This is a genomic window from Lentisalinibacter sediminis (assembly GCF_040706615.1).
Lineage (GTDB): Bacteria > Pseudomonadota > Gammaproteobacteria > Steroidobacterales > Woeseiaceae > Lentisalinibacter > Lentisalinibacter sediminis.
This window is the reverse complement of the sequence record NZ_JAPDRF010000001.1, coordinates 1-24,180: the sequence shown is the minus strand read 5'-3', so window position 1 is coordinate 24,180 and position 24,180 is coordinate 1. Positions and strand designations below refer to the sequence as shown.

The window sequence follows — 24,180 nt, the reverse complement described above, 5'->3', positions numbered from 1 at the left end:
CCCATGGCAAGGACGCAACACAGAGGTCACGCCCTGCGCCTCGGCCGCTGGTCAGAAGCGCAGCGCATCTACCTCGTCACCACGTGTTGCCACGCCCGGCGCACGATCTTCACCTGCCTCTTCTGCGGATCGATCGTGGTGGACGAGCTGCGCCGCTCCGACGAGACCGGCGGCACCCGCACCCTCGCCTACACGGTGATGCCGGACCACCTGCACTGGCTGTTCGAGCTGCAACCGGGACGAACGCTGCAATCGGTGGTGGCTCAGGTGAAAGGCCGCTCGGCGCTGCGCATCAACAAGGCGCGCAACACCTGCGGTCGCATCTGGCAGCCGGGCTTCCACGACCACGCGCTGCGGAAGGACGAGGTGGTGGAGGTGGTCGGCGACTACGTCGTCCACAACCCGGTGCGCGCGAAGCTGGTGGAACGGCCGGAGGATTATCCGCTGACCTACGCGGTCTGGTGGCAGCGCAAAGAAATGTAGGAGGGGCTTTAGCCCCGATTCATCAGACGAGTCGGGCCTGAAGGCCCTCCTACATGGAAATCGTAGCGCGCCGGCGCGTGTGCCAGACGAAGCCGAGAGCCAGGAGGCCGGCGCCCAACAGACCGAGCGAGCCCGGCTCGGGGACGGAGACGGCGCAGGGGTCACCGGTCGCAATCCGCATATCGCCTATTCCCCAGAGGAGCGGAGGGGGGTCGACCACTATCCGATCGATGTTCGCGCAACGGTCATTGCCCGTGACAAAAACCCCGAACTCCTGCGAGTTTTGGTCACTGATACCGTAAAACCAATCCGTCCAAAGTGAGCCCTCAGTACCGTCACCGGCAGTATAGAAAGCTTCGATCCATGCCTTTACAGGCTGATTCGCACCAACCGTGAAACTGAAGCCGACGACATGCAAATCCCCGAAATCTATATCCATCCAATTGGTGGGTGTCGTGTATACGAGGTCGGAATCTCCGAGCCACCAGGAGTAGTCCTCCTTTGTGCCCTCCTTCAGCGGGTCACCCTTCCCGTCCTTAAAGACAATCGTCTCATCATCGTAGTGTGTGGTGGACAGAGCCCCGTCGACCGGTTCGAGATTGAGCATTTCGAGACCTGACGTATCGGGATCCCAATCGATAATCAGCGGTTCTTCAATGATATCGGCCCGCGCCACAGTACAAGCAAAGAACACAGCCACCAGAGCGAGTTGGAGGAATCTGAAAGTAGTACTCATGGCGTAATCCCCAGAAGAAAATGTCTGCCTATTCGGAGTTAGCACGTTCCGTGCCAATCAACCAACTATCTGAATTTAATAGGATTTTACAAACAACGGGCATAATGGTGTAAATGACGTCGACAACACCGCGCGACGACTCGTCCCATATGCGTTGATAGCGGCGCAGGAGCGGCTTCAGCCGCGATAGTCAGTCGGGCCTGAAGGCCCTCCTACATTGATTTTACCCGCTCTTCTTTCTTGCAAACCCATCCGCCGACAACCCGTATTTATCCAGCAGGTCGTACAGCGTCGGCCGCGTAATTCCCAGCAGTTCTGCCGAACGCGAGATGTTGCCGTAGGTCTGGATCAGCGCCAGCCGGATGGCCTTGGTCTCGGCCTCCTGGCGCACTTCGCGGAGATTCAGCGTCTGCTGTGCGCCCACCTTGTCGCCCAGGCCCATATCGGCGGCGGTCACCTGCTTGCCTTCGGCCATGATGACCGCGCTCTTGATCTTGTTCTCGAGCTCGCGGACGTTGCCCGGCCAGTTGTGGCTCTGGATGGCTTCCTGGGCGTCCTGGCTGAAGCCGCGCAGCGGGCGTTTGTGCTGCTTGGAGTATTTCTCCAGCAGTTTGCGCGCCAGGATCAGCCGGCCGCCCTCGCGCTCGCGCAGCGGCGGGATGTTCACGGTGATCTCGCTGATGCGGTAGTAGAGGTCCTCGCGGAAGCGGCCCTCCTCGATGAGATTCGAGATCTTCTGGTTGGTGGCGCAGATCACGCGCACGTCCACCGGGATCTCGTCGCGGCCGCCCACGCGTTCCACCACCCGTTCCTGCAGGAATCTGAGCAGCTTCGCCTGCAGCGGCAGGGGCATGTCCCCGATCTCGTCCAGGAACAGCGTGCCGCCGCTGGCGGTCTCGATCTTGCCGGGGGTGGTCTTGTGAGCACCGGTGAAGGCGCCCTTCTCGTGGCCGAACAGCTCGGACTCGAGCAGGTTCTCCGGGATGGCCGCACAGTTGATGGCAACGAAGCGCTCGTCCTTGCGGTTGCTGAGCGAATGCAGCGCGCGGGAGAGCAACTCCTTGCCGGTGCCGCTCTCGCCGAGCAGCAGCACGGAGACGTCCGTGGGCGCCACCTTCTCGATCATGCGACAGACCTGGAGCATGGCCTCGCTGGCCGCGACGATCCCGTCCAGCGGCGAGACGCCCTCCTGGCTCATCAGGCGGCGGTTCTGGGCCTCCAGCTCGTAGATGTGGAAGGCGCGGTCGACCAGCAGGCGCAGCGTGTCGGTGTCCACCGGCTTCTGATAGAAGTCGTAGGCACCGATGCCCACCGCCTTGACGGCGTTCTCCTGGTCGCCGTGGCCGGTTACCACGATCACCTTCGTATGAGGCGCCAGGCTGACGATCTCCTCCAGCGTCGCCATGCCCTCGCTGACGCCCTCGGCGTCCGGCGGCAGGCCGAGATCCTGCAGGACGACGGCGGGCTCGTGGCGGCGGAGCTCCGCGATGGCGTCCGAGCGGTTCTCCGCCGTTAGCACCTCGTAGTCCTCGAAACACCACTTGAGCTGGCTCTGCAGCCCCGGGTCGTCCTCTACGATCAATAGCTTGCGCGGCGTGTCGTTCACGGCTCAATCGGTCTCCGTCTGACTGTGTGCCTCCGTGCCCATCACGCATAGTGCCACGGCACCGCGGGCCTTGGGAGTGGCCAGATCACACTCGGGGCTGCGAAGTGTCGGACAGACGACCCGATTGAGGGCCGCGCTGAGCGTCAGCGAAAACGGTAGGTATAAATGCTTACGATTTACGGTTGCGAATGATTCTCATTTGATCTAGTTTACGCCCAATCGACAGGGCCGAGAGGCCCGGGGACATACGACCGCACAGAACGGAGCGAGAACCGAAATGGCACGAATGACGTCTTCGAAGCATGCAGGAGGGGCTGTAGGAGGGGCTTTAGCCCCGATTCATTTTTTCAAATCGGGCCTGAAGGCCCTCCTACAGGGTGCCATCGGCGCAGTCATCCCCCTCGCTCTGATCGCCACTCCCGCGATCGCGCAGGAAACCACCGACGAGGGCGAGGTCATCGACGTCGTCACGATACTCGGTAACCCGAACCAGGTCTCCGACATCGCCGGCTCGGCCAAGTATTTCAGTCCGGAAGACCTCGAGGTTTTCGCCAACGCCGACATCATGCGGGTGCTGCGCGCCGCTCCCGGCGTCTACCTGCAGGAAGAGGAAGGCTACGGCCTCAGGCCGAACATCGGCATCCGCGGCTCCGGCCTCGACCGCTCCGGCCGTATCGCGCTGCTCGAAGACGGCGTGCTGATCGCCCCGGCCCCCTACTCGGCACCCTCTGCCTACTACTTTCCGACCCAGCAGCGCATGCACGCGCTGGAAGTCCTGAAGGGCCCCTCCTCCATCGGCGTGGGCGCCCGCACCATCGGTGGCGCGATCAACATGATCTCGACCCCCATCCCCTCAGCCACCGGCGGACGCCTGGAGGTGCGCGCTGGCGAAGACACCACGCTGCAGGGCATCGCCCGCTACGGCTACCGGGCCGAGCGCTACGGCTGGCTGCTGGAGACGGCCCAGCAGTACACGGACGGCTTCAAAACCATCGATGCGCCCCGCGACTTCGACGCCGGCTACCGTCTGCAGGACTACATGGCGAAGTTCCGCGTGAACAGCGCTCCCGGGTCGGACCTTTACCAGTCCCTGGATCTGAAGCTCGGCTACACCGAACAGGCCTCCGACGAGACCTACCTCGGCCTCACCGACGAGGATTTCGCAGAGGACCCCTACCGGCGCTACGCAGCGTCCCAGAACGACGTCATCGACACCAACCACCGCCAGGTGCAGCTGTCCTGGACCATCGACCCCACCGGCCCCTGGTACGGCGAGGTGACGGCGTACCGCAACGACTTCGAGCGCAACTGGTACAAGCTCTCCAGCGTCAATGACATCGGCATCAGCAGCATCCTGTCGGACCCCGGCACCTATGCCGCCGAGCTCGCCATCCTGGAGGGCGCCACCAGCGCCGACGATGCGCTCGAGAAGCGCAACAACAACCGGGAGTACTACTCCCAGGGCCTCCAGGCCCGCGTGGGCTATGACTGGGCCGTCGGCGGCGCCGACATCGGCCTCACCTTCGGCCTGCGCATCCACGAGGACGAGGAAGACCGCTTCCAGGACGACGACGGCTACCGCATGGAAGACGGCCTGCTGGTGCTCACCACCGACGCCGAGCCCGGCACGGCCACCAACCGCGTGAGCACCGCGGAGGTGCTGGCCGGCTTCGTCAACGCCGAGATCTCGGTCGGCGACTGGGTGCTCAGCCCCGGCTTCCGCTACGAGACCATCGACCTCGTCCGCGAGGATTACTCCACCGACAACACCGACCGATCCATCGGCCCGACCCGGGTGCGCGAAAACAGCGTGGACGTCTTCATCCCGGGCATGGGCGCGCTCTACCACATCGGCGAGAACTGGCGGCTGCTGGCCGGCGTGCACCGCGGCTTCAACCCGCCGGGGCCGGGATCCACGGCCGACGAGGAAGAGAGCTGGAACTACGAGTTCGGCGTGCGCTGGGGCGAGAACGGCCGCAGCTTCGAGGCGATTGGGTTCGTGAACGACTACGAGAACCTGGTGGGCACCGTCACCGCCTCCACCGGCGGCAGCGGCAACATCGGCGACCAGTTCGACGGCGGCGAGGCCACCGTCAGCGGCCTCGAGCTCACCGGCGCGTGGAACCTGTACGAGCCGTTCGGTAACCGCTTGGGTAACGGCATCCAGATGCCGCTCTCGCTCGCCTACACCTGGACCGCCACCGCCGAGTTCGACAACAGCTTCGAGAGCGGCTTCGACCCCTGGGGCGAAGTAGAGGCCGGCGACGAGCTGCCCTACATCCCCGAGCACCAGCTGCGGGCGACCGCCGGCCTGGCCGCCGAGCGCTGGAGCCTCGACATCGCCGCCAGCTACACCGACGAGACCCGCACCACCGCCGGCAGCGGCGACCTCGGGCCCCGCGAAGGCGTCGACAGCTTCGTCATCTGGGACCTCGCCGCCGGCTGGCAGGTGCGCCCCGATCTCCGCGCCACCTTCCGCGTCGACAACCTGTTCGACAAGGAATACGCGGTGGCGCGGCGGCCGGCGGGGCTGCGGCCGGGGCGGTCGCGGACGGCGTTTATTGGGTTTACGTGGGATATTTGACGTTTGGCGCACGGCTCCCTTCCGCACCCGGTTCTGCTGCTACCTCGCCGGGTGCGGGAGGGGGTCACCCTCACATTTCGGTATGTACGTAATTGACAATCATTCGCATTCGCGCTTAGTATCGCGTTTAGAGGTGTAAAAGCATGTATGTCTGCATCTGCCAAGCCATCACCGATCGCCAGATCGAAAAAGCCGTCAAGGACGGCGCGCAGACGTTCTATGACCTCAAGGACCACATCGGCGTAGGCTCCTGCTGCGGCAGCTGCCAGGAAGACGCCGAGGCCATCATCGCCCGCTGCGCGCCCTCCACCGCCGCTCCTGCGCCGGTGGGGCGCTGGCGTCCCGAGCCGGCGCCTGCCGGCTAGGCTGTGGGAGGGGCTTTAGCCCCGATTCATTCCAACGATCGGGCCTGGAGGCCCTCCTACATTCCCATCTGCGCCTCTCGAATCGCGCCCGGGCCGTCGTTTCGTTAGAATCCTCGCCTGACACAACGCCAACCTAAGGACGAGGAACATCATGAAGGGCGATACCACTGTCATCCAGCATCTGAACAAGACGCTGAAGAACGAACTTACGGCCATCAACCAGTACTTCCTGCACTCCCGCATGCTGAAGGACTGGGGCCTGCACCGCCTGGGTGACTACGAGTACGGCGAGTCCATCGACGAGATGAAGCACGCCGACACCCTCATCGAGCGCATCCTCTTCCTCGAGGGTCTGCCGAACCTGCAGGACCTGGGCAAGCTCAGGATCGGCGAGAACGTGCAGGAGATCCTCGAGGCTGATCTCGCGCTGGAGATGGACGCCATCCCGGACCTGCGCGAGGCGATCGAATACTGCGAGGGTGTGAAGGACTACGTCTCCCGGGAGATCTTCGAGCGCATCCTCGAGTCCGAGGAGGAGCACGTGGACTTTCTGGAAACCCAGCTGGGGCTGATCGAGAAGACCGGGCTGCAGAATTACATCCAGAGCCAGATCGGGGAAGGCGCGGAAGGTTGAACCTCACGTAGGGCCTTTAGGCCCGACTGAATAATGGATCGGGCCTGAAGGCCCTCCTACAAGAACCCCGGCCGAGAGCCGGGGTTTTTCGTTCGGCGAACGAAAAAGGCGGCCACTTGGGCCGCCTTTCCCGCAGATCAATCGACTCGATTCAGCCAGCCGCGCTTCGCCGCCTCGCAAACCCAAGACCGACCAAGCCAAGACCAAGCAGGGCTAGCGTCCCGGGCTCCGGTACACTCGCGGTCCTTATTCCGGCCAAAGCGAAATCGGAGTGGCTGGGATCCAGCGCGTAGAATTCGATCGAAGTCACGTTGCCGAACTCATCCGTGCCAGCGAAAAAGCCGATACCATCGTCGGACGCGGTACCAGCATAAGAGCCAGTGTCACCACTGCTGTACACGGTAAAACCCACGAACTCCGGAGTCGGATCGCTGCCGCTGTAGGCGAACAGATCAAGAAAAATCAGCTCTACAATATCCACCGACTCGGAGAAGCTGACGACCAGTCGCTCAGTATCCCCAAACGTAACTTCGTCATCGCGGATACCGATGCCATCTGATCTGCAGACCAAACCGTAGGCGTCACAGTCGTCCTTATCGCCACCGTCGTACGGGTATTGCCTGAGAGTGCCACCGCTCGCCACGATAGTGACGCCCAGTCCATCGATGTCCCGCTCAGCACCGGATGACCACCCGCCATCTGTAAAGTCGATAATGTCTGCGTGCGCGACGCCCGTCAGTCCTAAACAGACCATGGCTGAGACAGCCAAAAGTTTCGATTTCATGTCCATCAATCCTTTGATCAATCGGGGAAGCAGGTTTACAAGCGTTCATCACAAACAAAGCAAATCCCGTGCCAATAATACAAGATATTGTTTTTCTTATTTTTTTAATGATTTCAGATCAGGTGCATCCCAGGAATGTCATATTTTCCGACACTCTAACCGCGGCACCTACCCCGTCGGAATCTCACTAAACGGCACGTCCTTGTCCACCCGCACATCCGGCGGCAGACCGAGCACCCGCTCGCCGATGATGTTCAGCAGGATCTCGTCCGTGCCGCCCTCCACCCGATTGCCGATCGAGCGAAAGAACGAGCGCTGGAACAGCGCCTCCAGCGGCGCCTGCTCCGGGTCCGTGATCATCCCCGCCATGTCCTGCAGATCCATGGCGAACGACGCGATATCCTGACGCCCGCGGCCGAGCACGAGCTTGGTCATCGAGGCCTCCGCACCCGGCGTCTTGCCCGAGGACAGCGCCGAGATCATCCGGTAGCCGGTGTACTCGAGTCCGTTCGACTTCACGAACCAGTCGGCGAGCCGATCCCGCACAGCGCCGTCCTCGATCAGCGCGCCGTCGGCGCCTTCCATCCGGTTGGCCATCTCCAGGATGTCGTCGAAGTTCGACGGGAAGGCCGCGCCCACGCTCAGCCGCTCGTTCAGCAGCGTGGTCATGGACACCTTCCAGCCCTCGCCCACGTCGCCGAGACGATTCGCATCCGGGATACGCACGTCGGTGAGGAACACCTCGTTGAAGTCCGACTCGCCGCTCACCTGCTTGATGGGCCGCACCTCGATGCCCGGCGACTTCATGTCCAGGATGAAATACGTCAGCCCCTGGTGCTTAGGCACCGTGGGGTCCGTGCGCAGCACCAGGATGGCGAAGTCCGCAACGTGCGCGAACGAGGTCCAGATCTTCTGGCCGCTCACCACCCATTCGTCGCCGTCCTTCACCGCGCGGGTGCGGATGCCGGCGAGGTCCGAGCCCGCCGCCGGCTCGGAGAAGAGCTGGCACCAGATTTCGTCGCCCCGGGCCATCGGCTTCAGGTACCGCGCCTTCTGCTCGTCGGTGCCGTGGCGCATGATGGTAGGGCCCGCCATGCCGATGCCGATGATGAACGGCCCGGAGAGCATGGAGATGTCGCCTTCCTCCTGGGACCAGATCACCTGCTCGATGGGCTTCGCGCCGCGGCCGCCGGCCGCCTTCGGCCAGCCGAGGCAGGCCCAGTTGGCGTCGAACTTGGTCGCCTGCCAGTCCTTGAACGGCGTCAGGTCACGCTTGTAGTGCACCTTCGACAGGTCGAGGTCCGGCCGGTTGGCCTTCAGCCACTCGCGGGCCTCGGCGCGGAATTCCGCTTCCTGGGGTGTGTCGTTGAAATCCATGTCGCTCCCTCCTCAGGCCGCGTTCAGCGTCGTAGCCTCCGGCTCGCGCCGGGCCTGCAGCCGCTGGATGAGTTTGTCCTTCCACACGCGCTCGCCGCCCAGCACCAGGTTCAGGAGCTTCGCGCGCCGGTAATAGAGGTGGCAGTCGCCCTCCCAGGTGAAACCCATGCCGCCGTGCACCTGGGTATTCTCCCGGGCGCACTCGTAGAAGGCCTGGGAGGCCGCTACCCGCGCCGTCGCCGCCGCCACGGGCAGCTCGTCCGCCCCCGTAGACAGCGCCCAGGCGCCGTAATAGGTGTTAGAGCGCGCCAGCTCCAGCGACACGAACATCTCCGCCAGGCGGTGCTTGATGGCCTGGAACGAACCGATGGGCCGGCCGAAGGCGAAACGCTCCTTCGCGTAGGTCACGCCCATCTCCAGCGCCGCCTGCGCCCCGCCCAGCTGCTCGAACGCCACCAGCACGGCGGCCCGGTCCAGCACGCGGCCAAGGTACTCGAGGCCCTTGCCGGGCTGGCCCAGCGGCTCCACGGGCACGTCCTCGAAGGTGAGCGCCGCCGCATCCCGCGCCGGGTCCACCGTGGCGAGCGTCTCGCGGGTCACGCCGGCGTCGGAGAGATCCGCCAGGTACAGCGATGCGCCCTGCCCATCCTTTGCCGCCACCACGGCGTAGTCCACGATACTGCCGTCCGGCACCGGCGTCTTAGTGCCGGTGAGCTTCCCGTTCTCGACCTTCGCCCGGGTCTTGCGAGCCGTGACTGCGCCGGGCGTCTCCGCCAGCGCCAGAGTGCCGATGGACTCGCCCGAGGCAAGCTTCGGCAGCCACTCGCCCTTCTGCGCGTCGCTACCGGCGGCGAGGAGACTCTCACCGGCCAGATACACCGCGCTCGAGAACGGCACCGGCGCGACCGCCCGGCCGAGTTCCTCGGCGATGACGCAGAGCTCCAGATAGCCCATGCCGAAGCCGCCGTAAGCCTCGGGCAGCGCCGTCGCGGTCCAGCCCATCTCCATGATGGATTGCCACAGCTTCTCGTCGTGGGTGGCGTCGCCGTCGAGCACGCCGCGAACCGTCTCAGGCCCGCACTGCTCGCTCAGGAACTTGCGCGCCTCCTGGCGCAGCATTTCCTGGTCTTCGGAAAACTCGAAATTCATGGTGCTTCCTCCCCGTTGGCTGGGGAGGAATGTAGCAGATTGGGGATGGGGGATGTAGGAGGGCCTTCAGGCCCGATTCCTCAAAATAATCGGGCCTGAAGGTCCTCCTACACAAAAAGAAGCCCCTCGATGCGGGGCTTCAAGACAGCAAATATCGAGACGATGCCGATCAAGCCTTACGTCGCCGAGCGACCCCGACACCAAGGAGACCAAGCCCCAACAGCGCAAGAGTGCCAGGCTCGGGAACACTGGCGACGTACTCGATGGTCAGAACCGACCGTACGAGGTAGAAGTCCCCCAGCAGCGATCCTACTGTCACGCGATAGCTCCCGTCCGCGAGATGTCCTACAGCGACATCGAAATCGTACGACCCGGTGTCGACTTCGCCTATCGCCCACTCACCGGTTTCGTCGAATCCGAATGCGAACTCGCAACCAGACAAGAACAAGCCGCAGTCCTTTCGCTCGTCATCACGAATCGTCACGGTAAGGAGGCCAGACAGAATCTCCTCAGCCGCAGGATCGAACTGGAAGAGGTGATCCCAGGTAACGAAATCTCCCGTCCCAAGCAGCCCGCAACCGATGTAGTTGACGTCCCCGCACTTGTGGTCAACGTAGTCTTCCGGCGAATCTGTTCCAGTCGGTGTGAATTCGGTTTCGTCCTCAAGGGTAATGATGTCCGCGTTCGCGGTGCCGAACGCGCCGATCATCATGAGGACCGCCACCAACACCGCGTTCTTAACATTCAACAACGGCTTTCTCCCTTACCAAAGCCCAAGCAACCGAGGGTTACAAGACCGATGACCCTGATAATCGCTTGGTCATCCCGTTGGTACCCTTCTATCAACCCAAGTAAAGCAAGGATCATGCCAGTCTGTATTTGGGAACTCTAAACCCACGCGGGCAATTGTTTGCAGACCCGTCGAATCGCTCGGCCCAACGATCCGACGGGTCTGTAAATCTGTTCGACAACATACCCACGCATCTTGGTCCGGTTTGTCCCATCGACGGCGAGCATCGAAGCGTAGCGGGATCGATCTCCTTTTCCCGTCGAAGCAACAAGACCAAAAAAAGCCCCGCAGTGCGGGGCTTCGAAGCAGCAAATACCAAAACAGTGGTTGTCGTCAAGCCTTGCGGCGACGGGCTACACCCACTCCGACGAGGCCGAGACCGAGAAGGGCAAGCGTACCGGGCTCAGGGACAGAGCGCTTGACCACAAAGCCTCCGACGGGAACGATAGAAGACACACCATCAGGCGCATCGTTCCAACCCCAGCCACTAGGACTATCACTCCTGAAGTCCATAGCGAGATAGTCCTCGTCACCGGAGTTGTTCGGCTCGCCGCCCCACCAGGCTTCGTACGGGCCAAATGACTCACCGTCGATCCAGACCCACGTCCCTTCGTCCGCGAAATCGGTACCACCGATCCAGTAATGGGTGCGGTTCGCAGGCGCAGACGGCAGCAGCGACACAATCAGATCGAACTCGTCCTGCGAAGTGATGGACGCGAGAGTCCATCCATCACCGAGGCTATCGGCCGCTGCATCTGCGCCGCTCCAGGTAATACCCTCGGCATCGACCACACCGAACTCGAAGCCTCCCTCAACGCCTGTCACGATGGGATCCGCCTGCGCTGAAAGCCCTATCAGTCCGAACGCCGCACCCACTGAAATACGCCTGAGCCACTCTGTCATAGTCGTCAACCTCCCTGTCGGCGCATCACACGCACCGAATTATGGTAATCGATGCAAAGCACATGCCAATCTCTAACTATCTGATTTCATTGATCGCGCGAGGGTTCGAATGATTTTCCTGTAAAGAAAGCTGACATCCGGGGCCTTGTCTATCAGGGCTACCGACAACCTTTGCCTCCTGCAATTCATTCTTGGTGAAGAAAAAAGTCCTTCGCGGAACCGTCCCCCCGTCAGGCGTTATCGCTAACAAAAAAGCCCGCGATGCGGGGCTTTGCGAGAATATGGAAGAGAGATCTCAGACCTTTCGCCGTCTCGCGACGCCCCGAACAGCCCGAGACCGAGCAGAGCCAGGGTGCCGGGCTCCGGTACGCTTGCCGTGATCCGCACCAGGTTATAGTCGGATTGGTTCGTGCACTTGCTGCCCGTCTCCTCGAAGCAGGGCCCCTGCGTCGCTCCGAACGTCAGGCTGGACATGGCCGCATTACCGAACGCGTCGGTAATGCTCCAGACGGCGGCTCCGTTAATGACCGCGGGATCGATCGCAGTTATCGTCGTCTCCCCGCCAAAGTCCCAAATGGCAATGCCGTCGTCAGCGGTGGTTCGCAGTTCGCCGGTGACCAGGTCGTTGCCGATCAGCGCCGAGATTACCGCAATCTCGCCGAAATCCTCGAATTCATCACCGTCAAACAACAGAGATACGACAATCTCGCCGATGACAACTGCGTTATTCGAATTGCAGACGATACCCTGCCCGATATCGATCTCGCCGGTAGTCCCCCTGTGACGCCGACGCCCGTAACACTATTGCCGTTCGTATCGTTAACGGTGCGTATCGAGAAAGTACCGATCTCCTCCTCGCCGAGATCGGAATACGCCGTATAGGGCGTTCCGCCACCGAAACCGGCAAAGTCAGCCGTACTACCGCCGCCGAAGTCACCAGCCTCTATCGGATCTGCCATTGCCTGGCCGCCGAACGCCAAAAGGCTACCAGCCGCTGGTCCGAGCGACATGTATATTACCTCGACAACCTACAGATGGTCCTTGGGCCACTTCGCCCCAAAAAGAAACGGCCGGCCCCTGAAAGGGACCGGCCGACAAAACGCAAAAGGCGAACGAGAAGCTCGCGTGCTGCTAACTACTGGTAGCACGGCGCCGACGACGCGCGATACCCATACCAATCATGCCCATCCCCAGCAGCGCCAGCGTACCTGGTTCGGGCACTGAGCTAACGGTGCCCGTGTAGAGAACGCCGAACGGGTTATTGGTCGTGGTCTCGCCGGTCCCGACCTGGAATATCTCCATCGTGATCTGGTAACTGCCAGCCGAGAGGTCCGCCAGCAACTGACCCCACTCATCTTCTTCGCAGCCAATCGAGCCGTCCGCGCAAATATTCTGGCTGAAGTTCGGGTCGATACTTGCGATGACGCCATCCACGCCACTCAGAACGACTCTCGCCGTGTCGTCAGCCCAGATCAAGAAATCCAGCACGCTGTCAGACGCCACCTCAAACTCCTCGACGAGGATAAACACCGGGTTGTCTGTCGAGTCGTCCGGCGTGGTGGCGTCGCCCTGATAACCGGTGTCGGCGTAGGAAACCCAGACAGCAGCGCTGCCTTCCGGCCCGTTCTCCTGCCAAAGAGGGTGCGCATCGATTGCTACGGTCTCGCACGCGGTGTCCGTTGCAAAGACCAGGCATTGCTCCTCGTTGCCCGGACCTGAGTCGATGTTGATTACGTCTGCTCTGGCGGCGCCGGCCAACGCCGTTGCGAGAATGGCGGCAGCGGCCAATCCGAAAAACCTGTTATCCATTACATAAGTCCTTTGCGATGCCCTTATCCAACGATGCATGTGCAAGAGCGATGCCAAGATTAGAAAAAATTTGTTGAATCATAAAGTTAACGACTTTCCCCAATAACCATGGTCATTCAACAGTAAAGAGCATCGACACTCGGAATACTCTCCTCAACACGCGGGTGAATCTCCTGGCATGCAGCTGATAGAAATCTTCCAGCTCCTCGTCCGTGATTGAGTGAATATGGTCAATCCGCTCATTACAATCGAGCGAGCGGCCCTTCCAGTCACTGAATCCAGTCAAGTGCTCTACAATCACGGATGCGGCGGCAGCCTTTCTGGTTCGTGGCAGGAGCCCAACCGCCGGCGAGCAGACTTCAGCAACCAGCCCCTGAACACTGAGCAAATTCACAAGAATGAGACATCGGATCGTCGAGCGCGACGATGATTTCGCAGACCTGAAGCTCGCCTGGGGATCGCTGCTGGCGACTCAGCCACGTCCCCAGCTACCGCTCAGTTGGGAGTGGTTCTCGGCGTGGTGGTACGCGTTCGGCGACTCGACGCGGAAAGACCACACGCGCCAGCTCTGTATTCACGTTTTCGAGACCGACGAAGGACTACGCGCGATTGTGCCGATGTACGTCGAGCTCAGGCGCATCCGGGGTGTGTCTACCCGCACGCTGGTCACGATGGCAAACGGCCATTCACCATGGTGGAACGCCCTACTCCACGGAGAATTGACACCTGCTGAACTGGATGAAATTGGCCGGGCTATTCTGGCCACGCCGGACATCGAACTAGTGCTGGTCCTGCGCATTTCGGCCGATAGCCGCCTGCTGGCGTGGCTGGAAGGTGCTGGCCGGCAGTTCGGTCGGGTAGGCATCAACGAGACAGTCCGAACACCAATGCTCTCCGCCATGGGCAATTGGGAAGAACACCTCAAGGGTCGATCACGCAAGTATCGACGAAATACGCTGAGGAAAGTCCGTAAATTCGAAGCAGAGCCCGGTGCAACGGTCGAGCGCATGCCGCTCAGGTCCGGCACGGATCCCCTATTCGACGAGATAGTCACCGTCTCACGGAACAGCTGGAAGGTGCAGGTCGGCAACGACCTCGGCTCTAACCAGGTTGGGCAAACATTCCTGAGACGCCTCCTGGACTACCTTGGCCCCCGTGGCGACGCCGAAGCGTGGCTGGCCCGCGTGGACGGCCGCCCGGTGGCCTATGAACTCCACATCCAAGCCGGCGGCATCACCTACCCGATACGCGCGGATTTCGACGAATCATGGCGTGAGCTGTCACCCGGCTCCGTAGTCGAATACCGTGCCCTGGAAGCGATCTTCACCGATCCGACTATCGAGACTTACGACAGCTGCGCCGACAACTACTGGTACCTTAACAACCTCACGGACGATGCACGCATCACCTACGATGCGGAATTCTATCCCCGCGGGCTGAAGGGACGAGCCCTGTATCATCTCGAGTACAACGTGCTTCCGCCGCTCAGGAAAGTCAGGTCGTTGCTTCGCGGCGACGATCGATCGCGTGCTTGACGCGACGCGCCATGTCGAGCCCGTCGATGGCACGCCGCTTGAACCAGAAGTCGATCAGCGGCCGCTGCATCCAGTCCCGCAGCCGATTCTCTAGCCAGAAAAAATTCACCGAGACGTTGAGGCCCTCGGCCTCGATGTAATGCCAGGTACCCGCCGGAATGAAGAGTGCCTGACCGTCCTCCAGCCAGCCCGCTATGCCCCGTGCACGCTTCAGCCCGGGGAAGCGCTCGAAATCGGGCGCCGAACAGTCAACACGACTATCCACTACCCTGTTCTCGAGTAAGGCACGGACATTAAAGAAGCTGTAGGGATACATCAGCCCGCTCTGGCTCGGCGGAAACAGGATGAAGCGCTTGCGGCCCTCCATCATCATCAGCAGGCTGTGGGTTTCGTCGTAGTGCAGCAGGGAGCGGTTACCCCCCGGCCCTACATACAGGTTGGACACCCGGAATCCTTCCTCGGGCACGAATGCAGGCAGATCCACCCGCAGATCTTCCGGGAAAGACTGCGCTACGCCCCGCCCCTTCAGAGGCTCGAGTGCGTACCCGTCTCCGGTGCCATGCAGCAGCTCGTCGAACTCCGCCAAGGGAATGCGCTGAAAGCCCAGATAGTGGTAGATTCCGTCCGCGGACGGGCGCTGAATGCGGATGCTCTCGAGCCGTCGACGGAAATACTCATAATTCCAATCACGCGCACAGGGCAAATGCTCCCGTACGCCATTCAGCAACACAGGCTTGCGCGCACGCAGGTAAGGTAGCAGCCCATCCCGCTCGGTCGGGAATTCTGCCAGCTCGATCTGCTCGGGTCCGGCCAGATCAAATAGATCCATTCGTTCTGCCTCCGGCGGGTTTCTCTTCAGACCACTCAACTCGATTCACCGATTCCTCGAAGGGATTGATCAGCGAATCAGCGACCGACGCATCCCGCCGTTGCTTGTCTGCATCATATGTTGCCATGACGCGGCGCCACTGTCGCCAGAGCCGGCGGTGGTTGGCATATGTAAAATCCCTGGCGCGGCACAGGCGCCCGCGTGGCGGCTCCGGACAGGGATGCAGCTCGCCGTTCGCGATGGCACGGATGGCCGTGCTCATCATCTCGACGCCCAGTTTCACCACTTTCTCGTAAGCCCGGTTGGGGTGGTCGTCAAGCTCGAGGTGCGGCCGGCCCTGAAACACGACGCCACCATCGTCGATGCCTGGCGATACGAAGTGCACCGTCGCGCCGACCTTCTCCGGTTCATTCTCAAGGATGGCCCAGTCGGTAGTGAACAGCCCCCGATAATACTGAGCGAGCCCGCCATGAAGATTCAAAACCCCATGAGATGGCACGGACAGCATCTCCGGCTTGAGCAACGATGCACCACATACTGCCACCAGATCCGGACGTCGCCCTCGCAGCCATTCGACGCATTCGGGGTCGTTCAATCGACCTGTGCCCTCGATACGCTTTACCGGCACGTCGAGCGCCGGGTCGAGGCGCCGCCCTTCCTCTCCAAAGTCGGACGACTGCACACCCAGCAGGTTCCGGGAGACCCAGCGATGCCAGCGGCCGGATACGAACTCCACCAAGCGAGCGGACAACTCCCGGGGCCTCCCAAGCAGGCCCAGAAGCTTCCGCCACCTCGGCCGACGGTCAGGCGCATCCCGCTGGTGCTCGAGCAGAATCCCGGCCAGCGCGAAGCGCCGCGCGAGTTGGTTGGCGAAGAACAGGTCCGACGGATCGGTGCTGACGATTACGACAACGCGCAATTCACGCATTTCCATGCACAGAATCCATCCCGGCAGCTTTCGTCCCAATATGGTCAAACGCCGACTGCGCTCGGAGGATGCGGCCATCGTCGTAAGCCAGCGCAAACACCGGGCTACCGAACAGTTTCATGCCGAAGTACTTGAACAGCGGGCGAAATCCGACTCTCTCCAGCGCCCGTCGCGATGCCGTATTACCCAGATCGACCGCGACATAGGCAGTCCCCGCCTCAGGCACCGTCGAGAGCATCCCGCGGAGCAGCGCCTTGTACCGACCGCGATTCCGCTCCTCGGGCAAGGTGAGGCAATCCCAGATGTAGATGCACCGCGGGGGTACGGTGAATGTCAGCGCATGCAGAACCCGAACCTCCTGCCCGGGGCCCGACACCCAGCCGTAAGCGCAGACTCGCCCCTTGTCCGCGATAGCGTACAGTCGGTGGTCATTCCCTCGCCTGCGGGCCACGAGCGACGGCGATAGTGCAGCCTGTTCGGGCGCAACGATCTCCGTGAACCCGGGCACGGACTGGACCTCACTGACGGAAGCATCAGATTCGGCGGTTGAGCCAAGCATGAGACCGCCCTTGAACTCGAAAACGCGGCCCCAGGCGCGTCTCGCCCTGCCTGCCAGACTTCGCAGCGTACCCAATCGAGGCCCTTCAGATCGCACCAGGGCCAACTACAGCAACCGCTCTCGCACGCGGCGCGCCTCGTTGCGCACCACCGCCGAGAAAGGCCGATGGACGAATTTCAGGCTGCAGTGGTCGCAGATCGGCAGTTCGTGGCGCTGCTGAAGCCGTGCGAAATCCCGATGTGCCACATTTCCCCAAGTCTGCGCCAGCGACACGTCGCGGAGATTACCAAGCGCGTAATTACCATAGTAGGGACAGGGCATCACATCGCCATACGGTGAGAGCACGACGACATTAGTGCAGGACACACACTTCTGCCGCGGAAACTCGAGGCTTGCGAGTGCAGCCGGGTCCAGGTGCTCCATGGTCTCCATCTTCACGTCCATCGGCGCGTACTGGTCACTGTTTGCGCGAATCTCGCGGAGCATCTGCCACAGCTCTGCGGCATCCGCCCGTGACAACCGGTGCGAGGTGCCATCCGAGGACATGAAATACGGATTCGGTACGACACCGTTGACGGGAGAAGCACTCACGGCCTTCTTAGTAAACTCGCTCATCGCCCAGAGATGATGGGCATCCGCGCCGCGCTCACTCGACAATGCAAGCAGTGCCGGCAAGCTGCGCCAGTTGCTCGCTGAAACCGTGGTAATGAAATCGAGCCGCGGAAACCGACCGTCGCCTCGCGCCGCACGCAGCCATTCGAAAGCTCGCAGGACTTTGTCGGAATGACGCTTGATGCCCCGGATCGCACCGTCGAACTCCGGCAATTCATCCAGCGAAAGATAGACATGGTTCAGGCCGGCCTCAACCAGGTCCCGTGCGGTCTTCTCGGTCAGGCCGAGCGAATTGGTGGGGAAGAAAGTGTAGATGTCATGCTTACGGCAGAATCGCACCGTCTCGATAAGCAGTTCTTTGCGTAGCAGGGCGTCCCCGCCGAACAGCTCGACTTTCCGTATGCCGGAATCCGCGAGGTCCGCCAGAATCGGCTGCCATTCGTCCCAGCTCAGTTCATCGCCGGGCTCCTCACAGCGCTGCCACATGTTGCAGCCGACACAACGGCTGGTGCAGCGGTAAGTGAGGAAAACCAGCGCGTCCCGGGCCTGGAACGAGCGCGACCTCAGGGACTCACCCGCGCCTTCCTTGAGTAGCTGCGAGGTCGAGTACAGCACGTTCTTGAGCTTTGTATACATTGCTCTTACGCTCCGTCAGGACTCGGACTCAGCAGATCCCGAGCGGAAATCCAGTTGGCACGCCATAAAAATCCATGCGCTGTCCGACTTAAGTATAGGAAATTTCTTCCCGACGGGGAGGCCGAAGGAGTCGCAGATTTGAGTAAGAACCCGTGCCGGTGAGCACTGCCGGACTTGCTTCCGGCTGCTCTGCAGGATGAGCGGTCCGCTGGGTGAGATGGATTGTCCCGGTCTCTAACGCTGATCTACAGAGGCAGGCATCACACTGGCTCGCGTTTCCCACCAGACCGGAATACACCCTGTAAGGGATGGCGTCCCCACGGGGATTCGAACCCCGGTTGCCGCCGTGAAAGGGCGGTGTCCTAGGCCTCTAGACGATGGGGACACTCGGAAGTGACTTTGGTGGAGCCAGGCGGGATCGAACCGCCGACCTCTTGCATGCCATGCAAGCGCTCTCCCAGCTGAGCTATGGCCCCACGAAGCGCGGAACTTTAAGGCACCCCTCACAGCGTGTCAAGGAAAGCCGCCGAATCAACACCTTAGCCCGAAAAAACGTCGAAAAATCAAGACCGACTCAGTCCTCAAGCTAGGCTTGCGCGGCCGCCCGAGCTTCGATCAGATGGATGGCGTGATCGAGCCGCGCCAGCGTCCGCTCTTGGCCGATCAATGCCACCGTCACGTCGATTGGCGGTGACACCGGCACGCCGGTCACGGCTACTCGGATCGGCTGCCCCAGCTTACCCATGTTGATGCCATGGGCCTCCGCACTCTCATTAATAACCTGACTGATCGCGTCCTCGGTCCAGTCCAGGAGCTCCGCCAGACGGCTCCGTGCTTCCTTCAACGGTTCCAGCACGACCGGCCGCAGGTGTTTTCTGGCCGATTTCGGCTCGATCTCCTCGAAGTCCTCGTAGCAGTAACGGGCGCTCGCGGCCATGTGAAGCAACGTGTCTGCCCGTTCGCGGTACGCCCTGGCGACGTTCACGGGATCCGGGCCATTCTCGACGTCCAGGCCGGCCTGCCGCAGATACGGCAGCAATCGATGTCCCAGCTCCTCCGGCCGCATGGCGATGATGTGCTGCTGGTCCAGCCACCGCAGCTTCTCCGGATTGAAGGCGGAAGCCGAGTGATTTACGTCGGCGATGTCGAATAGCTCGATCATCTCATCGACAGTGAACACTTCCTGATCGCCATGGGACCAGCCCAGGCGTACAAGGTAATTCAGCAGCGCCTCGGGCAGGTACCCCTCGGCCCGGTATTCCCGTACGTCCACCGCCCCATGGCGCTTGGAGAGCTTCGCCCCGTCCTCGCCCAGGATCATGGGCAGGTGGGCATAGACCGGTGGCTCCACGCCCATGGCCCGGAGCATGTTCATCTGCCGGGGCGTATTGTTCAGATGATCGTCGCCGCGGATGACATGGGTGATCTCCATGTCGTGGTCGTCGACGATCACGGTGAAATTGTAGGTGGGGCTGGCGTCGGAGCGGGCGATGATGAGATCGTCCAGCTCGGCATTCTGGAAGACAACCCGGCCGCGAACCTTGTCGTCGACCACAACCACGCCCTCAAGGGGATTCCTGAAGCGGATGACCGGGTTTACCCCCTCCCGGGGCTCCGTCCGGGACCGGCAGCGGCCATCGTAGCGGGTCTTGACGCCCTTGCGCGTCTGCTCCGCCCTGAGCTCCTCCAGCTCCTCTTTCGTGCAGTAGCAACGGTAAGCATGGCCCTCGTCGAGGAAGCGCTCGATCACCTCCTCGTAGCGCTCCGTGCGCTGGCTCTGGAAATACGGCCCCTCGTCGGCGTTCAGGCCGAGCCAGGCCATGCCGTCCAGGATGGCGTCCACGTTCTCCGGGGTGGATCGCTCCTTGTCCGTGTCCTCGATGCGCAGCACGAACTGGCCAGCGTGGTGGCGAGCGTAGAGCCAGCAAAAGAGCGCCGTACGGACACTGCCGATGTGTAGGGTACCGGTAGGGCTGGGGGCGAAGCGGGTGCGTACTTTCATAACGCCCGGATTCTACACGTGCAGCTCGCCGCGAAAACCACATAGAAAGCTCTTCGTACCCCACCTGCATACGAAAACAAAAAAAAGCCCCGGCGCTGCCGGGGCTTCGAGCAAATCGAGTTAGTGCTGGTAGCTGTCAAACAACCATTTTGCGCCTGCGGACTATCCCGACGCCAACCAACCCCAGTCCCAACAATGCCAACGTACCAGGCTCCGGCACAGATCCATTGAACTCGGTCACATGGCTGATCGTAAACTGGCCCTCGCCGGTTGTCCTGAGGTTCCACCCCTCGAGTTCAAGACTACTAGCATTAAAGGCACCGTATTCATTCGAGTCATTATTCAGAAACAGTGCCCAGTTGTCAGACGTGTTTTTTATTATGTAAAACTCTGGAGAGCTTAGGAGATCGAAAAATATTACACCATTGTCAGCATCGTACTGATAGGTGACAGTCTCTTCCTTGATCGTAAAGTCCAACGATCCCGCTTCGAGGCCAAGGACCGTCTCGGCCCAGCACGCCTCAGCTTTCGGATTGGAGCCGTTACCGCAATCGAGATCGTTAGTCTCGCCCTTTAAAGTGTCCTCCCCGCCGTAGATCGGGTCTCCGGCCGCTGTTCCTGCCAGACAGAAAAGCGCCAAGAGACTTATAGCTTTCGTTATTACGTTCATGGTTTTCACTCGCTCAATTCTTCCTAACCGCGCTATTCAACTGAACTCAGATGACTAACGCTCTTACGCTCCCGTGAAGCAATGTCCGTGCCAAAAACTCAATCGCCTGAAATTGAACGGTTTTTTTTCTCCCATATATGCTGATCAATATCTTTGTGTAAAGCTTGCCGACACTTGGCGACCCGGAGAACAGAAGTTTATCCAGCGCTGCCGACCGTCCCCATCGCTACCGCATCAGCACTCAGGGACACGCGGTAAGAGAATTAATCCAATTGCTCAATAGCTCAACTCCCTGAATATCGACCTCATTGCTCCCCAACGGCGGCATCCCATGCACATCCCGCCGATTGGCCCGCACCACCAGAATCGACCGTGCAGCATCCCCCGGCGCGATAATCCGCGCATCGGCGATACCGAGATCACCCTGCAGCGGCACAACGTCACAGGTATTCGTGTCGGCCAGCGGGGTCGAATAGCGCAAGTCCATATTGGACGGCGTGGGCCCATTCGGCTGGTGGCAATTCGCGCAATTCGTATGCAGATATGCCCGCACCCGCTCGTCCAGCGGCGCCGAGGGGTCCGCCGGATCCGCCAGGCGCGGGAGGTTCGCCGGCGTGGCGGCCAGCGGCGCCGTCAGCACGTCGATCTCATCCGCCGTGACCAACTGGTTCGCAGTTATCCCGGTCGAGGGATAGGTCAGCTCGCTGTTCAGCTGAGCGTGCTCCAGCCCAAGCGTGAACCCGGCAACCTGAGTATGGCACTCCAGGCACTCCGCCTCGCTCGGGTAAATCCAGGTCTGACCGCCGATGTCCGTTGTCTTGCCACCGACCACGCGCGTGGCCTCGGTCTGGGTGTCGTTCCACTCGTAGGTGTAACCGGCCCAGCCGCCGCCGTTATGGCGCATGAAGAGCCGGGTCTCGATGAGGTCGCCAGCCAGGCGGAAGTTCTTCACAATCACAGAGCCGATCGGGAATACCCAGTCGCTCTCGGTGTCCACGTCGACGGTCGCGCCGTCCGGCAAGGAATACCAGCGCTCCTTGGCGGCCCCGTCAGACCAGAACGGCGCAATCGGCGCATAGGGAATCAGCGCCGATGCCGGCTGGGTGGGGTCCGTCGGATCCACACAACCCGTCTGCGAGAGCTGGTCCGCTACCGTCCCGGTTGAGCTGCCGCCGGCCTGGACGATGCGCCGCACGGTACTGGCGCCATAGTCCAGGTACAACAACTCGCCGTTCTCATCCTCCGCGAAGGAGACGATGGAGTTGCCCGTGGCGAGCAGAGTCTCGTAGCCGTAGCCGCCGGTACCATCCGACACCGAGGCAAAGATCTTGCCGTTCAGATCGGCGAAGACGTAGCGGCCCACCAACTCGGGAATCGCACTGCCCCGATAGACATAGCCACCGGTGATTGAATTCCCGACGCCATGGTCGTACTCGATCACCGGGTCGATGAGGCCGTCCGGACAAACGCCGGATGTATTGTAGTCGTGGGCGCCTTCGCGACAACGCCAGCCGTAGTTACCGCCCAGCTCAACGATGTCCACTTCCTCCCAGGAGTTCTGGCCGACATCGCCCACCCAGAGCTCGCCGGTGCCCGCATCGAAGCTCCAGCGCCAGGGGTTACGGAAGCCCCAAGCGTAGATTTCCGGGCAGGCGTCGCTGCCCGAACCGATGGTGCAGCTCGCGTTGGCAGCAAATGGATTATCCGAGGGGATGCCATACGGGCTGCCAGTGTCCACGTCGATGCGCAGCATGGCGCCGAACAGATTGGTCGTGTTCTGGGCGCGATCACCCGGATCGCCGCCGCTGCCGCCGTCCCCGAAGCCGATGTACAGGTAACCGTCCGGGCCGAACAGGATATTGCCGCCGTTGTGGTTGCTGTACGGTTGGTTTAGCGTCAGGAGGATGTCCTCGCTGTTCGGATCGAGCGTCACGCCGCCGTCCGGGCTGGTGAAGCGGGAGATGCGGGAGGTGAGTCCGCTGGCAGTGTAGGAGAGATACACCTCGCCATTGGTCGCAAAGTCCGGATGGAAGGCCATGCCCAGCAGGCCGGCCTCGTTCGCGCCGGAACTCACCCGGGCGTCGATGTCCACGAATGTCGTCAGGCTGGCCACATCCGCCCGGTTCTCGAAGCGGACGATGACCCCGCCCTTCTGGGCGAGATACCAGTGACTCGTGTCGGCGGGCAGCTGGCGCAGTGCGATCGGCTGGCTGATGGCCGGCAAACTCGGGAACGCGACGGCGGTGTCAATAACCGTCAGCTGGGACGGTGCGTCCCCCGCCAGGCAGGTGGTGTTGGCAGGTCGCTGGCTTAAGCCGGAGACAGGACCACCGCCGCCATCCTGGTCGTCCTGAATAGTGCCCGTCGCCTCGGCATCGACCAATGTCACGTTCGCAGGAGCGGACAGCGTGACGGTGAAGGTCTCGTCGCTCTCCGCCACCGTATCGCCGATGACGGGCACGTCGATCGTCTGATCTGTGATGCCCGGGTCGAAGGTCAGCGTCCCTGCTGTCGCGGTGTAGTCCTCGCCGGCGGTGGCGGAGCCGTCGGCCGTCGCGTAATTCACCGTCACGGTCCGGCCCGATGCCGCATCGAGAGTAACGGTGAAGATCATCGGGGCCGAACCGAAGTCACCCTCGACGAGAGAGGCATCGGCGATGGAAACCGTCGGCGAATCATCGTCATCCTGGATGGTGCCGGTGGCCTCGGTGTCCGCCAGCGTGACCGCATCCGGGTTGCTCAGGGTGACGGTCAGCGTCTCGTCCGCTTCGTCGAGCGTGTCCGCGAGAACCTCGACCTCGATCGTCGCCGCAGTCTGACCCGGATCTATGGTCAGAGTACCCGAGGCCGCCGTGTAGTCGTCGCCGCCAGAGGCCGTCCCGTCCGCGGTCGCGTAGGCAACAGAGATCACCCGGCCTGAAGGAGCATCAAGGTTCACGCCGAAGCTCAGAGCCACACTGCCGGCGTCTCCTTCGCTCACCGCCGCGTCGGCGATAGTGAGCGCCGGCGGCGCGTCGTCATCCAGGATGGTGCCAGCGCCGTCGGCATCGCCCAGATCGGCGTTGACCGGGCTGGAGACCGCGAGCGTAACCGTTTCGTCGACCTCGTCGAGCGTGTCCCCGACCACGACTACCGTGACCGTCGCGGCGGTCTCGCCGGGCGCGAAGTCGACGGTCCCGGCGACACCGG

The 24,180-nt window shown here is 61.8% G+C and carries 19 protein-coding genes, 2 tRNA genes and 2 pseudogenes; 5 read left to right on the top strand and 18 right to left on the bottom strand.

Annotation, left to right across the window (positions count from 1 at the left end):
- Positions 1–3: 3 nt before the first annotated feature.
- Positions 4–483, top strand: a complete 480-nt coding sequence (locus tag ACJMKX_RS00115; RefSeq protein WP_405219736.1) for an REP-associated tyrosine transposase — start codon at positions 4–6, stop codon at positions 481–483.
- 49 nt (positions 484–532) lie between these two features.
- On the opposite strand, the gene ACJMKX_RS00110 is transcribed toward ACJMKX_RS00115, so the two are convergent.
- Positions 533–1,219 carry a PEP-CTERM sorting domain-containing protein gene (locus ACJMKX_RS00110; protein ID WP_405219733.1) on the bottom strand — a complete coding sequence of 229 codons (687 nt, stop codon included), beginning with the start codon at positions 1,217–1,219 and terminating at the stop codon, positions 533–535.
- A 223-nt stretch (positions 1,220–1,442) separates the two neighbouring features.
- Entirely contained in the window at positions 1,443–2,825 is a 1,383-nt protein-coding gene (gene prsR, locus ACJMKX_RS00105; protein WP_405219730.1) for a PEP-CTERM-box response regulator transcription factor, read from the bottom strand.
- 277 nt (positions 2,826–3,102) lie between these two features.
- Between prsR and ACJMKX_RS00100 the strand changes: the two genes are divergently transcribed.
- The 3 genes from ACJMKX_RS00100 (at position 3,103) to bfr (ending at position 6,408) form a co-directional block, all read left to right on the top strand.
- Positions 3,103–5,409 (top strand): TonB-dependent receptor family protein, encoded by a 2,307-nt coding sequence (locus ACJMKX_RS00100; RefSeq protein ID WP_405219728.1) that lies wholly within the window; start codon positions 3,103–3,105, stop codon positions 5,407–5,409.
- 143 nt (positions 5,410–5,552) lie between these two features.
- Positions 5,553–5,774: a (2Fe-2S)-binding protein gene (locus ACJMKX_RS00095; protein WP_405219725.1), complete on the top strand. Its 222-nt coding sequence runs from the start codon at positions 5,553–5,555 to the stop codon at positions 5,772–5,774.
- 151 nt (positions 5,775–5,925) lie between these two features.
- A complete protein-coding gene (gene bfr, locus ACJMKX_RS00090) occupies positions 5,926–6,408 on the top strand; it encodes a bacterioferritin (protein WP_405219722.1) in 483 nt (160 codons plus the stop codon).
- Between the two features lie 151 nt (positions 6,409–6,559).
- Here bfr and ACJMKX_RS00085 read toward each other — a convergent pair whose 3' ends face one another.
- The 7 genes and pseudogenes from ACJMKX_RS00085 to ACJMKX_RS00055 form a co-directional block, all read right to left on the bottom strand.
- A complete protein-coding gene (locus tag ACJMKX_RS00085) occupies positions 6,560–7,192 on the bottom strand; it encodes a PEP-CTERM sorting domain-containing protein (RefSeq protein ID WP_405219719.1) in 633 nt (210 codons plus the stop codon).
- Between the two features lie 168 nt (positions 7,193–7,360).
- Positions 7,361–8,569 carry an acyl-CoA dehydrogenase family protein gene (locus tag ACJMKX_RS00080; RefSeq protein ID WP_405219716.1) on the bottom strand — a complete coding sequence of 403 codons (1,209 nt, stop codon included), beginning with the start codon at positions 8,567–8,569 and terminating at the stop codon, positions 7,361–7,363.
- A 12-nt stretch (positions 8,570–8,581) separates the two neighbouring features.
- The gene (locus ACJMKX_RS00075; RefSeq protein WP_405219714.1) at positions 8,582–9,718 is read right to left on the bottom strand and encodes an acyl-CoA dehydrogenase family protein; all 1,137 of its coding nucleotides are present in this window, start codon (positions 9,716–9,718) and stop codon (positions 8,582–8,584) included.
- A gap of 169 nt (positions 9,719–9,887) precedes the next feature.
- A pseudogene (locus ACJMKX_RS00070) lies at positions 9,888–9,971 on the bottom strand (PEP-CTERM sorting domain-containing protein); the annotation flags it as partial.
- Between the two features lie 870 nt (positions 9,972–10,841).
- On the bottom strand, positions 10,842–11,411 hold the full coding sequence (locus ACJMKX_RS00065; RefSeq protein ID WP_405219711.1) for a C-type lectin domain-containing protein: 570 nt from the start codon (positions 11,409–11,411) through the stop codon (positions 10,842–10,844).
- A 243-nt stretch (positions 11,412–11,654) separates the two neighbouring features.
- Complete coding sequence (locus tag ACJMKX_RS00060) at positions 11,655–12,101, bottom strand: PEP-CTERM sorting domain-containing protein (protein WP_405219708.1); 447 nt, start codon at positions 12,099–12,101, stop codon at positions 11,655–11,657.
- A gap of 441 nt (positions 12,102–12,542) precedes the next feature.
- Entirely contained in the window at positions 12,543–13,220 is a 678-nt protein-coding gene (locus ACJMKX_RS00055) for a PEP-CTERM sorting domain-containing protein (protein ID WP_405219705.1), read from the bottom strand.
- 398 nt (positions 13,221–13,618) lie between these two features.
- On the opposite strand from ACJMKX_RS00055, the gene ACJMKX_RS00050 reads away from it, so the two are divergent.
- Positions 13,619–14,755: a GNAT family N-acetyltransferase gene (locus tag ACJMKX_RS00050; RefSeq protein ID WP_405219702.1), complete on the top strand. Its 1,137-nt coding sequence runs from the start codon at positions 13,619–13,621 to the stop codon at positions 14,753–14,755.
- On the opposite strand, the gene ACJMKX_RS00045 is transcribed toward ACJMKX_RS00050, so the two are convergent.
- From ACJMKX_RS00045 to ACJMKX_RS00005, 9 genes and pseudogenes are all read right to left on the bottom strand, one after another.
- A complete protein-coding gene (locus ACJMKX_RS00045; protein WP_405219699.1) occupies positions 14,715–15,584 on the bottom strand; it encodes a cupin-like domain-containing protein in 870 nt (289 codons plus the stop codon). The two genes, ACJMKX_RS00050 and ACJMKX_RS00045, sit on opposite strands and share 41 nt — an antisense overlap.
- On the bottom strand, positions 15,571–16,518 hold the full coding sequence (locus tag ACJMKX_RS00040) for a formyl transferase (RefSeq protein ID WP_405219696.1): 948 nt from the start codon (positions 16,516–16,518) through the stop codon (positions 15,571–15,573). Before ACJMKX_RS00040 ends, ACJMKX_RS00045 begins: the two co-directional genes overlap by 14 nt.
- Positions 16,505–17,071, bottom strand: coding sequence for a GNAT family N-acetyltransferase (locus ACJMKX_RS00035; protein ID WP_405219693.1), 567 nt, complete (start codon positions 17,069–17,071; stop codon positions 16,505–16,507). Before ACJMKX_RS00035 ends, ACJMKX_RS00040 begins: the two co-directional genes overlap by 14 nt.
- 105 nt (positions 17,072–17,176) lie before the next feature.
- Positions 17,177–18,319, bottom strand: coding sequence for a radical SAM protein (locus ACJMKX_RS00030; RefSeq protein WP_405219690.1), 1,143 nt, complete (start codon positions 18,317–18,319; stop codon positions 17,177–17,179).
- A 309-nt stretch (positions 18,320–18,628) separates the two neighbouring features.
- Positions 18,629–18,704, bottom strand: a tRNA-Glu gene (locus tag ACJMKX_RS00025).
- Between the two features lie 15 nt (positions 18,705–18,719).
- Positions 18,720–18,795 (bottom strand) — tRNA-Ala (locus tag ACJMKX_RS00020).
- Between the two features lie 110 nt (positions 18,796–18,905).
- Positions 18,906–20,321, bottom strand: coding sequence for a glutamate--tRNA ligase (gltX, locus tag ACJMKX_RS00015; protein ID WP_405219687.1), 1,416 nt, complete (start codon positions 20,319–20,321; stop codon positions 18,906–18,908).
- A gap of 136 nt (positions 20,322–20,457) precedes the next feature.
- Positions 20,458–20,550: pseudogene (locus tag ACJMKX_RS00010) on the bottom strand (PEP-CTERM sorting domain-containing protein); the annotation flags it as partial.
- Positions 20,551–21,232: 682 nt separating this feature from the next.
- A partial coding sequence (locus ACJMKX_RS00005) for a Calx-beta domain-containing protein (RefSeq protein WP_405219684.1) occupies positions 21,233–24,180 on the bottom strand: 2,948 nt, incomplete at its 5' end.